The sequence below is a fragment of the Streptomyces sp. P9-2B-2 genome (assembly GCF_030406865.1).
In the GTDB taxonomy this organism is placed as follows: domain Bacteria; phylum Actinomycetota; class Actinomycetes; order Streptomycetales; family Streptomycetaceae; genus Streptomyces; species Streptomyces platensis.
This window is the reverse complement of record NZ_CP129126.1, coordinates 5,330,870-5,344,219: the sequence shown is the minus strand read 5'-3', so window position 1 is coordinate 5,344,219 and position 13,350 is coordinate 5,330,870. Positions and strand designations below refer to the sequence as shown.

Genomic DNA, 13,350 nt, shown 5'->3' with positions numbered 1-13,350 from the left:
TCGCGGTCCGTTGCACCGCGTGGCTGGTCGGCAGGCCGGACGGACCCAGCACCGGTGCGGTGTGCGGCGCTGTCACCCTGGGCTGCCGGCCGAGGGGAGGCCGGTACCGCTGGAGTTGTCCGACGGTGCCTCGCCCAAGGCTCTGCTGAGCGTTTTCAGTGCCACGATCACCGCGTCGGCTTCCGCGTCGGGCAGTGTGGGCAGCATCTGCCGCAGAGCCGGTTCGGCGTCCCTGTTCCGGGCTTCCCTGGCCTGTGCGCCGGCCTGCTCGGCGATCTTGGCGACGGTGCGGCGCCGGTCGGCCGGGTCGGCTCCCAGCTCGACCAGGCCCCGCTTGTGCAGGGCTGCCACCACCGTGGACACCCTGCTCTGGGCGAAGCCGGTGCGCTGGGCGATGGCTCCCACCGGCTGCGGACCGGCGAGGTACAGGCATTCCAGGACCAGCAGCTCGGTCGGCCCCAGGTCGGAGGTGTCCTTCATCGCCGCGGTCGCGGCAGCCGTGAGGCGTCTGGCGAGTTGGTGCAGCTCAGCGAGGTTCATGGGACTGGTCGGCGGCGTCACGCACATCCTCCTTCAGGAACATCCTCGATGATACATCTGAAGTAATGCATCTCAGGAGATGTATCTTGGGTGATGAATCCGCACAGGCGCAGCCCTGACAGCGCCACCACATGCCGAGGAGGAAACATGGTCCGGCCGATAGCCCGGGTGCTGCTGTTCCCGTTCGCGATGGCCGTCCTGCTGGTCGGCATCTACACCGCCGCGATGCACGCTCCGGCCCCGCACCACCTGAAGGTCGCGGTCGCCGGAGCGCCGGCGCAGACCGAGCCACTGACCGCTTCCCTGCGCCGGGACCTGGGCGACGCGTACGACATCAGCACCGTCACCTCGGCCGAACGGGCCCGGCAGCTGGTCGTGCAGCGGGCCGTGGCGGCCGCCTACGTCCCCACGCCTTCGCCCGGTGACCGCGACACGGGCGCGCCGAGCAAGGCCTTCGCCCAACCGCCGCACCCGGACGGCCCCGTGCTCTACGTTGCCTCAGCCGCCGGTGCCGCCCAAGTGCCCCTGGCCGCCGTGCCGTTCACGAACGCCGCCGTCCAGCAGCACCAGTTCCTCCAGGTCCGCGACCTGGCCCCGCTCAGCCCCGATGACACCAGCGACACCAGCACCATGTACGCCGCCATCGGCTTCACCCTGGCGGGCTACCTCTCGGCAGTCATGCTCTCCACCGCATTCGGCACCGCGCTCACCCGGCGGCGCACCGTGGCCGCCCTTGCCGCCTTCGGCGCCGTCTCCGCGCTCACCGTCTGGCTCATCACCGGACCGCTCCTGGGTGCCGTACACGGCACGGCCCCCGCCATCCTCGTCACCGGCTGGCTCACCGTGGTGGCCGTCGGCCTGGCCACCGTGTTCCTGTCCCGCTTCTGCGGGCGCATGACCGCACTGCCCGCCGTCGGGATCTTCATGTTCCTGGGCATGCCCGCCTCTGGAGCGGCCCTGCCCATCGAGACCATGCCCGCCCCGATCCGCGCCCTGCACGACCTGCTGCCGATGACCTCCACCTCCGGCAGCCTGCGCCAGATCATGTACTTCGACAGCGACGGCATCGGCCGCTACTGGATCACCCTCGCCCTGTGGGCCGCCGCCGGCCTCGCCCTGACCCTCGCCTACGACGCCCTCAAGGCCCGCCGCGCCGGTCGCCGCAACGACACCGCCGCCCTGCCCCGCCAGACCGCCGCCGAACCCGCCCTCTCCCACTGATCGCGCTCCGGCACACACCCACCCCAGCACCCCAGAGAGAGGCCTCATCCGTGACCGACGTGCCGCTCCCGTTTCCCCATCACGGCCACGACACCGACCCGGCCGGTCCGACCGGCCCGCCGGGAGACCCACTGACGCTGCTCGCCACCCGAACCGACCTGGCCGATGTCGACTTCACCGGACTGGACCTGCGCTCGGTACTGCGTCGCGATCCGCGTCCCCGGACGTTTACGCGCTGCGTCTTCACCGAGGCCAACCTGCGCGGTGCCCACCTCGCCGGAGCCGTCTTCACCGACTGCTCCGCAGCGGCGGCCGACTTCACCGGCGCCCTGCTCGACCAGGCCCGCTGGCAGGGCGGCAGCGCCGCCGGCGCCAAATTCACCGACGCCGACTGCGGCGACCTCACCTGCGACAGCGCCGACCTGGCCAACACCAAGTGGGGCGGCGCCCTGCTCGCCGACGCCACCTTCACCGGCTGCCGCATGATCGGGGCCCGCCTCACCGGCCACCGCGGCCTGGGCCTCCAACTCGCCCGCTGCAACCTGGCCGTCGCCAACCTCAACGGCCTGAGCCTGCGCGGCGCCCACCTCGTCGGCATCCGCTTCACCGAAGCCGACCTCGGCGGTGCCGACTTCCGCGACGCCACCCTCGAAGACTGCCGCCTCGCCGAAGCCAACCTACGGGCCGCCAACTTCACCGGCGCCGATCTGCGCGGCGCCGACCTCGGCGAACTCACCATCGCCATCGCCGCACAGTTCCGCGGCGCAGTCATCTCCCCAGACCAAGCCGCCCAAATTTGCGACGCCCTCGGCCTGAACGTCCTCGGCTGATCCCCGGTGGAAGGGCAGCGCAGATCACCCCGGTGATCACATGCACCGCATCCGCCGGCGGTGGCGGACGCTTCGCTGCCGAGGCGGTGAGGCAGGTGGGGCCGGGGCCGGCCCCACTCCTGTGGGACCGGCCCCGGGCATAGCGGGCGACGGCCACAGCGGAGGGTTGACTGCGGCCATCTCGAACGGCGCGGCTGGTCAAGCCGTACGGGTGCGAGGGGCTCCTCTGAGATGCTTGGGACACCACGTGAGAAGGGGCGGCGTTCATGCTGTGGAAGACCCATGGGGAACGGCAGATTTACACGAACCAGTGGGTGAACCTGTGCCTCGTCGATGTCGAACAGCCGGATGGGCGGCGCTGGGAGCATCACGTCGTACGCCTGCGTCATCTGGCCGTAGCCGCAGTGGTCAATGAGTACCGCGAAGTCCTGATGATGTGGCGCCACCGTTTCATCACCGACTCCTGGGCATGGGAGTTGCCCATGGGGCTGATAGAGGCGGGTGAGACTCCAGAGCAGGCTGCGGCTCGGGAGGTGGAGGAAGAGACCGGCTGGCGCCCCGGCCCGATGAAGCCGTTGATCTATGCCGAGCCGGCCAACGGAATCACGGACTCCCAGCATTACGTGTTCCGGGCAGACGGCGCGACTCACATCGGCCCGCCCACGGAGAAGAACGAGTCCGACAGGATCGAGTGGGTTCCTTTGGAGCGGGTGCGCGGAATGATCGACCGGCGAGAGGTCGTCAGCAGCGGTTCACTCGTCGGTCTGCTGTATGTCCTTATGGACGAGGTGATCCGCGGCCCGCACGAAGCGTCCGCAGAGCCCGCCCCCGCGGATGTCATGCGGCCTTGAGCCGCGCCACCTCCCGCGCCCGTTCGGACAGTTGGCGCACGGCGGGAAGCCGACGATACGGGCGCAGCCCCACTCCCAGAGTGGCGAAGTGCTCGTCCCCGCGAGCACTGGAAGTCCCGGCGTAGTCGTCCAGGAAGCGGTCCCACGCCTCGCAGGACTCCTCCACGTGGCGCAGGGCGAGGAGGCGTCGGGCGAGAAGTCCGTTGGCGTGCAGTCGTCCTTGGCGTTCCGGTGCCGGCCGGTAGCGGTTGGACCGGCGCAGCGCCCTGACCGATTCCGGGCGGTCGCCCAGCTCCCACAACACGTGGGCCACGTGGAATTCGTAGGCAGCACGGTCGTAGCCGCCGATGTGGTCGTTACGGCCGTCGGCCCGCGACAGGGCCTCTTCGGTCTCCCGTAGTCGGGTGAATGCCTGGCGGCGGTCCTTCACCATCGCGGCGCCGTGTGCCTGTTGCCCCCGGAGGAACGCGGTCAGGCGGGGGCCTGCGACGGGGGCGGCTACGGCGGCCGAGTCGGCAAGTTCAAGTGCTTTCGCGCCGTGGCCGAGGTTCGAGGCCTGCAACGCCATGCCCCGCAGGGTGCGGCAGTAGGTGACGTGGTCCTCGGCGGCGCCGGCCAGCTTGAGCGCCTTGACGTAATACCGCTGTCCGATGCGGTGTTCCCGTTCGTACATGGCCATCCAGCCCGTGAGGTAGACGAGATCGGCGGCGGCCGACCGCATCGCTTTCCGGGCTTCGTCCGTGCCGCCTGCTTGCATGTAGGGGCCGACGGTGTTGACGAGAAAGGCGGCGGCCATCGGCCGTGCGTGCGCTCCGCCGAGATCGTCGAGGATGTCCGCGACGTTCTCCGTCATCTTCCGGACCGTCTGAATGTCGCCCATGCCGATCCGTACCGTACGGCCGGCGGGCGTCGCTTCGGCCCTTCCGGTGACGGCATCGAAGCGCGGCACGACCAGCGCTGCCGAATACAGTCCGGCGCCGAGTACCGCGCGCCGTGAAGGGTCCATGTCGGCCCGCCCCAAATCCATCACTCCCGCCGCGACGTCCGCTGCTTCGCCCGGGTCGGCGCTTTCGCCGAGTCCGGCTTCGACCAGCGTTACGGGGCGCTGCAAAAGCCGTGAGAGCGCCTCGGCGACCGCGCCGCGCGCCTCCACCTTCGGTACGGACCCCTTCAGCCAGTGGGACACCGACGATTTGTCGTAGTGCAGCGTCACCCCGAGCTCTGCGGCGGCCCGGTTCACTGCCCGCGCGAGCTGCGCGTTTCCGATCCCTCCTTCCCGCATGAGGTCTGCGAGCGCGAGGTTCGGAGTTCTTGATCGTGGTGCCATCTCGTGGACCCCCGAGCGTTCAACCAGTTCAACCGTCTCTCCACTCTGCTCCCTTACCCGGTGCGCAGTAAGGGAGTTGAGTGAATACCGGCCGTCGGAAGGTTTCTCCGTCGGCTGCTTGACAGCCCTGTTCGCGCCTGCCCCTGAGAGGTGGACGAGGTGGAGGACAACGGCCGCCGGACGATCGTGACCGACATCCACCAGGGCGTCTATCTGTTGCGGTGTGGTTCGCGCGTATGGCCTGCTGTGGACCCTGTGGGACTGCGGATCATCCGGACGCGGGCACAGCGGATCGCCGACGGTGACTTCCGGTGAGCGACGCACGCACGCAACGTCGAACGACAGGGCGTGCGGCCGGGGCGCGGGCGCTCACGCCAAATGCAACGCCGCCAGCAACGCATCCACCAACGGCCGGTCCCGCTCCTGAGTGAGGCGGGTGCGGGCCTCGTCGGGGGAGAGCCACTCCAGGCGGTCGACCTCGGTGTTGGGGGTGAAGGCGCCGGCCAGGGCCTCGGCGGCCCAGTAACGGACCTGTTTGGGGCGGCCGTTGGCGTAGTAGTAGGAGGTGGGCAGGGGGGCGCCGGGGCGGCAGTCCATGCCGGTTTCCTCGGCCACCTCGCGCACCGCGCCGGCCAGCGCGCTCTCGCCGCGCTTCAGCTTGCCTTTGGGGTGCGACCAGTCGTCGTACTTGGGGCGGTGGACGAGGGCGATCTCCAGCCCGTCCTCGGTCGAGGCGCGGCGCCACAGGACGCAGCCCGCGGCCCGTACCGGCTTCTGAGGGGACGTCACCTCGGCACCCCTTTCCGTGCGGTCATGGGGCCACCTTCTCAGCCCGGCCGCGCCCCGTCCGCGCGTTCATGCCCCGCGTCGCCTCCTCAGCCTTTGCGGTCCGGCGTCCGGGGCAGCCAGACGCGGCCGAAGGCGAAGCGGGCCGCCTCGACCTCGTGGCGCTGGTCGGCGTGCAGCACACCCAGGGCGTAGGCGGTGGCCGGGGCGATACGGGGGGTGCGGGCCGCGGCGGCGGCTGCGGCGGCGGCCTCCGCGGCGTCCCGGTGCCACTCCAGGGCCCGGCCGGCCTCCGCGAGCCGGAGGTCGCTGGTCTCCGGCGCGATCACCTCCCGGGCGTAGCGGCTCAGCCGCACCAGCATCCGGACCTGGTGCCAGGGCGCGTCCTGGCGCTGGTCGGCGGCGAGGGCGGCGGCGTTGTACGGGTAGCCCGCGCGGGACAGCGGCAGGGCGGCGACCGCGTCCGCGAGCCGCCGGTGGGCCTGCTCGGCGAGCGGTGGGAGCGCCTCGTCGGCCGGGAGCTCGGCGGCCGTACGGGCCAGCGGCGCCTCGGAGGCGAGCACGGCCACGGAGTCGGCGACGGCGTGGAAGCGGGAGGAGCCCAGGGCCTGGAGCGCGGCGGAGTGGGCGCGGGTGCGGGCGAGGGTGAGCTGCCGGTCCAGCAGCGCCCCGGCGCGCGCCGCACCGGCCGACAGCGCGCCGTCGGGGTCCGGGTCGGAGGAGGAAGTGGAGGAGGAGGCGGAGGAAGGGGAGGACGCGGTGGCGGCAGTGGCGGAGGGGGTCGGGCGGTCGGACCGTTTTCCCCGTTCTCCGCGGGCGGTCCGGTCGCTGCGCTCCGGGCCCCGGCCGGTCAGTCGCTGGAGGGCCGTCATGAGCCGTTCGCGGCGGGCCGCGCAGGCCTGTTCGCGGGCCAGGGTGCCGGACAGCCAGCCCAGTTCGGAGCGGAGCTGGTCGGCCCAGTCCTCTTCGGTCAGCGGCCGGAAGGTGTGCAGGGTGGCGCTGATCCGGCGGGCGGCGCGGCGCAGCTGCCGGGCGGCCTCACCGGCGCCCTCGGCGTCCGAACCGCTCTCCCGGTGCAGCCGCAGACTGCGCAGGAAGTCCGCGGACTGCTGGTGCAGGTAGTCGGCGAGCACCTCATCGGCCGTATGGGAGGCGAGCTCGGCACCGAGGTCGGGGGTGCCGGGGTCGGTGCCGTCGTCGCCGGTGCGGGCGGCCGTCACGGGGTCGTACGCGGTGTCGTCCGGCCCGTACATGCCGTCGTTCCCCCCGTACGGCCCGTCCACCACCGCGGCACGGGCACCGGGCGCCCGGCCGGGCTCGTATCCGATTCCGAGGAGACCCGCCGGCCCTCCGGTCGACTGGTCATGTCGCTGGGCCACGCCGGCGCCTCCGGGCGTCAATGAGCATTTCCTGTACGTTGCGCAGCGGCGCGCCGTCCGCGTCCACCGCATGCCGGGTCCAGTCCCCGTCCGGGCCCAGGTGCCAGGACGAGGTGGCATCCGACGTCCCCCGCTCCAGCAGCCGGTTGAGGGAGGCGCGGTGCGCCGGGTCGGCGACCCGTACCAGTGCCTCGATCCGGCGGTCCAGATTCCGGTGCATCATGTCGGCGCTGCCCAGCCACACCTCGGGCTCCCCGCCGTTGCCGAAGACGAAGATCCGGGAGTGTTCGAGGAAACGGCCGAGGATGCTGCGGACCCGGATGGTCTCGCTCAGGCCGGTGACACCCGGCCGGAGCGCGCAGATGCCGCGCACCCAGATGTCGACCGGCACCCCGGCCTGGGAGGCGCGGTAGAGCGCGTCGATGACGGCCTCGTCGACCATCGAGTTGACCTTGATACGGACGTAGGCGTCGCGGCCGGCCCGCTGGTTCTCGATCTCCTTGTTGATCCGCTGGATCAGGCCGTCCCGCAGGGACTTGGGGGCGACCAGGAGGCGGCGGTAGGTCTCGCGGCGGGAGTAGCCGGAGAGCCGGTTGAAGAGGTCGGAGAGGTCCGCGCCGACCTGCGGATCGGCGGTCAGCAGCCCGAGATCCTCGTAGAGCCGCGCCGTCTTGGGGTGGTAGTTGCCGGTCCCCACATGGGAGTAGCGGCGCAGCATCTCGCCTTCCTGGCGGACCACCAGCGAGAGCTTGCAGTGCGTCTTGAGGCCGACCAGCCCGTAGACGACATGGCAGCCGGATTCCTCCAGCTTCCGCGCCCACTTGATGTTGGCCTGCTCGTCGAAGCGGGCCTTGATCTCGACGAGGACGAGCACCTGCTTGCCGGACTCCGCGGCGTCTATCAGGGCGTCCACGATCGGCGAGTCACCGGAGGTGCGGTAGAGCGTCTGCTTGATCGCGAGCACGTCCGGGTCACCGGCGGCCTGCTCCAGGAACGCCTGGACGGAGGTCGAGAAGGAGTCGTAGGGGTGGTGCAGCAGGACGTCGCGGGCGCGCAGGGCGGCGAAGATGTCCGGCGCGGACGCCGACTCCACCTCGGCGAGGTCACGGTGGGTGCCGGCCACGAACTTGGGGTACTTCAGCTCCGGCCGGTCCAGCGCCCCGATGCCGAAGAGGCCGGTCAGGTCCAGCGGGCCGGGCAGCGGGTAGACCTCGGCGTCGGAGATCTTCAGTTCCTGGACGAGCAGATCGAGCACGGCCGGGTCGATGGACTCCTCGACCTCCAGGCGGACCGGCGGCCCGAAGCGCCGCCGCATCAGCTCCTTCTCCAGCGCCTGGAGGAGGTTCTCCGCGTCGTCCTCCTCGACCTCCAGGTCCTCGTTGCGGGTGACCCGGAACATGTGGTGCGCGCGCACCTCCATGCCCGGGAACAGCTCCTCCAGGTGGGCGGCGATGACGTCCTCGATGGGGACGTAGCGCTGCGGGGAGGCCTCCAGGAAGCGGGAGAGCAGCGGCGGTACCTTGACCCGCGCGAAGTGGTCGTGGCCGCTGGCCGGGTTGCGTACGACGACGGCCAGATTCAGCGAGAGGCCGGAGATGTACGGGAAGGGGTGCGCCGGGTCCACCGCCAGGGGCGTGAGCACCGGGAAGATCTGCTGACGGAAGAGGGTGAACAGGCGGGCCTGCTCCTTCTCGGTCAGCTCGGGCCAGCGGATCAGATGAATGCCCTGGTCAGCCAGCTCGGGGGCGATGTCCTGCTGGAAGCAGGCGGCGTGCCGGGCCATGAGCTCACGTGAGCGCGTCCAGATGAGGTCCAGCACCTCACGGGGCTGCAGCCCGGACGCGGAGCGGGTGGCGACGCCGGTGGCTATCCGCCGCTTCAGGCCCGCGACCCGGACCATGAAGAACTCGTCCAGATTGCTGGCGAAAATCGCCAGGAAATTAGCCCGTTCGAGGAGGGGGGTGGCCGGGTCCTCGGCCAGTTCCAGCACCCGCTCGTTGAAGGCCAGCCAGCTCCGCTCGCGGTCCAGGAACCGGCCGCTGGGCAGCTCCTCGCCGTCCGCGCCCACCACGCCCTCGTCCTCGTACGCGTCCGGATCGGCGTCCAGGTCGGGCTCCAGGCCGGGCACCGTGCCCCGGACCGCGTTCGGGCGGTGCGCAGCGATGGAGCCCACCGAAGGCTGGGCCGAGGGGCCCGGGGCCTGCGAGGGCTTCGTGGTGGACATCTCGGGCTGGATCTGTGCCTGAGCGCTGGGCTGCTGGTTCATGGCCTTATTCTTCCGCGTTCCGGGGGTTCCAGGCGCGTCGGGAGGTGGCGGCGGCGCGAGATGGAGCCTCGGGTTCGGGACGGTCGGCACAGCGGGCTGCATTCAGCGATGCTCGCAAGCGACTTTGAATCGCCGGTAACGCGGATATGGCGGACAGGCAAGCGGGGTGCTACGCCCAGGGGTATTTCGGGTCGGCCGGGGCCGGGCGCCACGCCGGGTGCGGCGGGGCTCGGAGGCCGGGGCCGGAGGCCGATCGGCGGGCCGCGTCCCTTGTCTTTCCCCTGGGCTGCCTTTGTAACACGCCCGGAGAGCCGGGAGAAATACGCGGATTTCTGATCAAGGAATTGCGGGGAGGGTGATCTTGCGGAAGGGGGCGGGAAATACGTCCACGCCCCTAGGGGTCCGCGGGATGCGCCGCGATTCGCGGGGTTCTTCGGGGTTCATCGGAGTTCATCGTGGTTCCGCATATTCCGGGATTCCGGAGGGCGGCGGACGTGAGAGCCGACGGTGCGGTCCGGGGGGGCGCCTCCCGCCGGGGCTGGTGCCCCGCCGGTCTGCCGACCCGCCGGTACGGCCCCCGCGCGCCCCGCCCGCGTTCCCCCTCCCGCCCTTTCCGTGACCGAGCCGAATTCCCGGCGGCCGAAATGCCACGGCGATGAGGGCGGGAGGGAAATCCCGTAAGGGCCGTAAGGGACGTAAGACCCGGAAGGAGAAACCGCCGGGATATCGCGATGCGGTTTCAGCCGTGCCGGCGGCGCATCACCCGGAATGCGATCACCGTCAGTACGGCCGTCAGGGCGAGCACGATGCCGCTCTCGATCCAGGCCAGCGGCCAGTGGTGCGATACCGGGTGGTGGTCCATGTACTGGCCGACCACGTGGTGCGTCCGCAGGCAGCCCTCGTGGTTGCCCGCCGACTCGCAGATGGTGTCGGGCAGATGGGCGCCGGAGCGGGTGTAGTACCCCTGGCCCACGAGCCAGGCGTTGTCCGGCAGCTGGGCCGACTCCTTGGGCCCGAACTCGGTGCTCCTGGTCGGCAGCAGGTACGGCCTGATCTGCCCGAGCGCGACCTGGACCACGACCATGGCGCCCAGCGTCACCCCCATCGTCAGCACCGTACGGCGCAGCCGCAGCCCGGCCAGCACCCCGATCGCCAGGGCCAGCAGGGAGTAGGCGACCGGCACCGGGCCGAGAGAGGCGAAGCCGAGGGTCGAGTACCAGTAGGAGCCGGAGACCTCGTCGCCGACGACCTGCCACATCCAGGCGAACACCGCCGAGAGCGCCGCGGTGGCGGTCAGGACGACCAGCGCGGGCAGCGCGGTCTTGGCCGCCAGCCAGCGCAGCGGGCCGACCGACTGGGTCAGTACGAGCTTGTGGGTGCCGGCCTCCAGCTCACGGGCGATCAGCGGCGCACCGAGGAACAGGCCGATCAGCACGGGCAGCAACAGCAGCTCCGCCTCGGCGAGTTGCAGGGGGCGGGCGTAGGCGCTGCGGAATGCGTTGACCGCGTCCTGGGTGCCGTCGCAGCGCGGGACCAGGGAGATCATCGAGCAGCCGTCGAGGTGGTGGGCGTCGATGAACGCGGCCGCCCGGCTGCGCAGCACCGCGCACCCGACCGCACCGGCGGTCACGGCGGCGAGCAGCACGCCGAAGAACAGCCGGTGCTGCCGCCGGACCAGCCAGACGAGACCGCCCAGCCCTCCGCGGCCGCCCGCCTCCCGGGTTCCGCCCGGATCGCCCGCGGCGGGTCCGGCCCCGTTCGCCCCGAGGTGTGCTGTGGTGGTCATGCCGCCGCTCCCTTGCCGCTGTGATGGATGTGCCGTGTGCGTGGTGCGCCGTCCGGCGGGTACTGCCTGCCGCCGCGCAGGCCCGCCGGGCCGGGCGGCCCGTTGCGCGGCAGGCCGGGGATACCGGGCTTGTTGCCGGGCCGGCGCCGCTCGGGCGCCGAGAGCGGTTCCGCACTCGGTGCGATCAGGCCGGGGGCGCCGGGCGCGCGCAGATAGGCGAGCAGCAGCTCCTCCAAGGACGGCTCCGCGACCTCCCAGGGCCCGGCCGCCACCGGGCCCTTGCGCCGTACGACCGCGGTGAAGTGACGCCCCGACAGCTGCGCCTCGATGACCGGGTGTGCGCCGATCCCGGGCGGCAGCCCCGCACCCCGGCGCTGCCCCATCACCAGGGCGTGCGCCCCGATGACGTCATCGACCTCGCCCGCGAGCCGCACCCGGCCGCCGCCCAGCACCAGCAGATGGTCACAGACCCCGTCGAGCTCGGCGAGCAGGTCCGACGACAGCACGACGGTGGTGCCCTGCTCGGCGGCCTGGGCCAGCAGCAGTGCGGTGATCCGGTGCCGGGCGAGGGGGTCGAGACCGGCCAACGGCTCGTCGAGCAGCAGGAGTTCGGGGCTCCTGGCGAAGGCGAGGGCGAGAGCGAGAAAGGTGCGCTGCCCCTGGGAGAGGGCGCCGACCCGGGCGCCGAGGGGGAGGTGGCCGTCCCGGACGATCCGTTCGGCGCACCGTCCGCTCCAGCGGCCGGGGTTGAGCTCACGGCCCCGCCGCAGGGTCTCGGCGACCGTCAGCCGGGGGTAGCGCGGCGTGCCCTGGGTGAGGTGGGCGACCCGGGGGCGGGCCGAGGCGCCGGACGGAGCCTCGCCCCAGACCCGTACGGACCCTTCGCGGGGGCGGGTCAGCCCGGAGACGAGTGAGAGCAGGGTGCTCTTCCCGGCGCCGTTCGGCCCCACCAGCGCGCAGATACGGCCGGCCGGCAGCCGGAAGGTGCAGTCGCGCAGCGCCCAGCGGCGGCGGTACCGCTTGCCGAGGCCGACCGCCTCGACGGCGGTACGCCCCGGGGTCCGGCCGGTCACCTGGTCCATGGCCATCGGCCGCATCCCGCCCCCCTGAGCCATTCCACTAATTAAGTAGTGAAAGGGTGGGGGAAGTGGGCTGCACCTGTCAACCTCGGCTGTCCGCGCAGCCCGTGGGGCGGCCACTTCCGCCCACGCGACCAGGCCCCCGGCAACGCCGAAGGGGCGGCCCTCACGGGTCCGCCCCTCAGATTTCAGCCGCGCCCCGGCGCCGCCCGGCCGCCGCTCTCCGGCCTCAGCTCATCGCCCTCAGCGCATCGGCCCTCAGCTCATCGCCGTCACGTCTCCGAGCGATACATCAGATCCGTCTCGTGCGTCGCGAACCCCATCCGCTCGTACACGGTCACCGCCGCCTTGTTGTCCGCGTCCACGTACAGCATCGCCGTCGGCAGCCCCTGTCCGGCCAGATGACGCAGCCCGATCGAGGTCAGCGCCTTGCCCAGACCGCCGCCCTGGGCGCCCGGCCGCACACCCAGCACATAGACCTCACCCAGGCCCTCGTCGGCGTGCACCTTGGTCCAGTGGAAGCCGACCAGCCGCCCTTCCTTCTCCGCCAGGAAGAAGCCCTTGGGGTCGAACCACGCCTCGGCCTTGCGGTCGTCCAGATCGCGCTGGATCAGCGAACCCTGCTCCGGATGGTGCGCGAACGCCTCCGCGTTCACCTCCAGCCAGGCCGCGTCATCGGCACCCGGCTGGAAGGTCCGTACGGACACGCCCTCCGGCAGCACCGGCTCCGCCAGCTCCAGATCCGTCAGCGAGCGCCGCATCTGCCGCAGCTCCCGGAACATCGTCAGCCCCAGGGTCTGGGCGAGGTGCCGCGCGGCCGGATGCCCGCCGTGCGCCCAGACCCGCAGCCGGCGCCCGGACTGCTCCAGCAGCTCGCCGCCCAGCGCCCGGCCGTGCCCGCGGCCACGGTGCCCGGGGTGCACCACCAGTTCGGCGGCCGGCGCCTCCACCGGGTCGGTGTCCTCCAGCTGCCCGTAGGCGACCAGCTCCTCACCCTCGTCGCCGCGCGTGTACACCAGCACATGGCGCACGCCGTCGCGCCGGCCCCCGCGCAACTGGAGCCGCCCCTGCTCGGACACGGCGGGCTGCCCATCCGTCCGCGCGGCCCGCTCGATCAGCTCAAGGACGGCCGCGCCCGCTTCCGGCGCCAGCTCGTCGACCACCTGAATCCTGCGGCCGGCCCGGCCCATCTCCTGTGCAGCGTCATTCATGTGTGAAGCGTACGACTCCCCCGGGCCCCGGGCGGGGCACCACCCGCACACGGTCCGCTCCCCCGCAACCAGCT

General features: G+C 71.8%; 12 protein-coding genes. 4 read left to right on the top strand and 8 right to left on the bottom strand.

All coding sequences use genetic code 11. The features are described from left to right. Window positions 1-72: 72 nt before the first annotated feature. Entirely contained in the window at window positions 73-561 is a 489-nt protein-coding gene (locus tag QT196_RS23465) for a MarR family transcriptional regulator (RefSeq protein ID WP_290355602.1), read from the bottom strand. Between the two features lie 126 nt (window positions 562-687). On the opposite strand from QT196_RS23465, the gene QT196_RS23460 reads away from it, so the two are divergent. From QT196_RS23460 to QT196_RS23450, 3 genes are all read left to right on the top strand, one after another. Further along, window positions 688-1,761, top strand: coding sequence for an ABC transporter permease (locus tag QT196_RS23460; protein WP_290355601.1), 1,074 nt, complete (start codon window positions 688-690; stop codon window positions 1,759-1,761). Between the two features lie 50 nt (window positions 1,762-1,811). Next, window positions 1,812-2,591 carry a pentapeptide repeat-containing protein gene (locus tag QT196_RS23455; RefSeq protein ID WP_290355600.1) on the top strand — a complete coding sequence of 260 codons (780 nt, stop codon included), beginning with the start codon at window positions 1,812-1,814 and terminating at the stop codon, window positions 2,589-2,591. Between the two features lie 266 nt (window positions 2,592-2,857). Continuing rightward, the gene (locus QT196_RS23450; protein ID WP_290355599.1) at window positions 2,858-3,442 is read left to right on the top strand and encodes an NUDIX hydrolase; all 585 of its coding nucleotides are present in this window, start codon (window positions 2,858-2,860) and stop codon (window positions 3,440-3,442) included. On the opposite strand, the gene QT196_RS23445 is transcribed toward QT196_RS23450, so the two are convergent. Beyond that, entirely contained in the window at window positions 3,429-4,724 is a 1,296-nt protein-coding gene (locus QT196_RS23445) for a hypothetical protein (RefSeq protein WP_290355598.1), read from the bottom strand. The genes QT196_RS23450 and QT196_RS23445 overlap by 14 nt on opposite strands. A 204-nt stretch (window positions 4,725-4,928) precedes the next feature. On the opposite strand from QT196_RS23445, the gene QT196_RS23440 reads away from it, so the two are divergent. After that, complete coding sequence (locus QT196_RS23440) at window positions 4,929-5,084, top strand: hypothetical protein (protein ID WP_168476342.1); 156 nt, start codon at window positions 4,929-4,931, stop codon at window positions 5,082-5,084. Window positions 5,085-5,138: 54 nt separating this feature from the next. Here QT196_RS23440 and QT196_RS23435 read toward each other — a convergent pair whose 3' ends face one another. The 6 genes from QT196_RS23435 to mshD form a co-directional block, all read right to left on the bottom strand. Then, window positions 5,139-5,558 carry an NUDIX hydrolase gene (locus QT196_RS23435; RefSeq protein ID WP_168480865.1) on the bottom strand — a complete coding sequence of 140 codons (420 nt, stop codon included), beginning with the start codon at window positions 5,556-5,558 and terminating at the stop codon, window positions 5,139-5,141. A gap of 86 nt (window positions 5,559-5,644) precedes the next feature. Continuing rightward, window positions 5,645-6,955, bottom strand: coding sequence for a CHAD domain-containing protein (locus tag QT196_RS23430; protein ID WP_290355597.1), 1,311 nt, complete (start codon window positions 6,953-6,955; stop codon window positions 5,645-5,647). Beyond that, on the bottom strand, window positions 6,918-9,200 hold the full coding sequence (locus tag QT196_RS23425; protein ID WP_290355595.1) for an RNA degradosome polyphosphate kinase: 2,283 nt from the start codon (window positions 9,198-9,200) through the stop codon (window positions 6,918-6,920). The genes QT196_RS23430 and QT196_RS23425 overlap by 38 nt, the downstream gene beginning before the upstream one ends. Window positions 9,201-9,939: 739 nt before the next feature. Continuing rightward, on the bottom strand, window positions 9,940-10,986 hold the full coding sequence (locus tag QT196_RS23420; RefSeq protein WP_168480863.1) for an ABC transporter permease: 1,047 nt from the start codon (window positions 10,984-10,986) through the stop codon (window positions 9,940-9,942). Continuing rightward, window positions 10,983-12,083, bottom strand: coding sequence for an ABC transporter ATP-binding protein (locus tag QT196_RS23415; RefSeq protein WP_290356704.1), 1,101 nt, complete (start codon window positions 12,081-12,083; stop codon window positions 10,983-10,985). Before QT196_RS23415 ends, QT196_RS23420 begins: the two co-directional genes overlap by 4 nt. Window positions 12,084-12,337: 254 nt before the next feature. Further along, a complete protein-coding gene (gene mshD / locus QT196_RS23410) occupies window positions 12,338-13,276 on the bottom strand; it encodes a mycothiol synthase (RefSeq protein WP_290355594.1) in 939 nt (312 codons plus the stop codon). Window positions 13,277-13,350: the final 74 nt, after the last annotated feature.

Bases quoted from the DNA above. Each gene is read 5' to 3' on its own strand.
- QT196_RS23460 (WP_290355601.1), top strand. From the start codon at position 688: ATGGTCCGGCCGATAGCCCGGGTGCTGCTGTTCCCGTTCGCGATGGCC.
- QT196_RS23450 (WP_290355599.1), top strand. From the start codon at position 2,858: ATGCTGTGGAAGACCCATGGGGAACGGCAGATTTACACGAACCAGTGG.
- QT196_RS23445 (WP_290355598.1), bottom strand. From the start codon at position 4,724: ATGCGGGAAGGAGGGATCGGAAACGCGCAGCTCGCGCGGGCAGTGAAC.
- QT196_RS23425 (WP_290355595.1), bottom strand. From the start codon at position 9,200: ATGAACCAGCAGCCCAGCGCTCAGGCACAGATCCAGCCCGAGATGTCC.
- QT196_RS23420 (WP_168480863.1), bottom strand. From the start codon at position 10,986: ATGACCACCACAGCACACCTCGGGGCGAACGGGGCCGGACCCGCCGCG.
- QT196_RS23415 (WP_290356704.1), bottom strand. From the start codon at position 12,083: ATGCGGCCGATGGCCATGGACCAGGTGACCGGCCGGACCCCGGGGCGT.
- mshD (WP_290355594.1), bottom strand. From the start codon at position 13,276: ATGAATGACGCTGCACAGGAGATGGGCCGGGCCGGCCGCAGGATTCAG.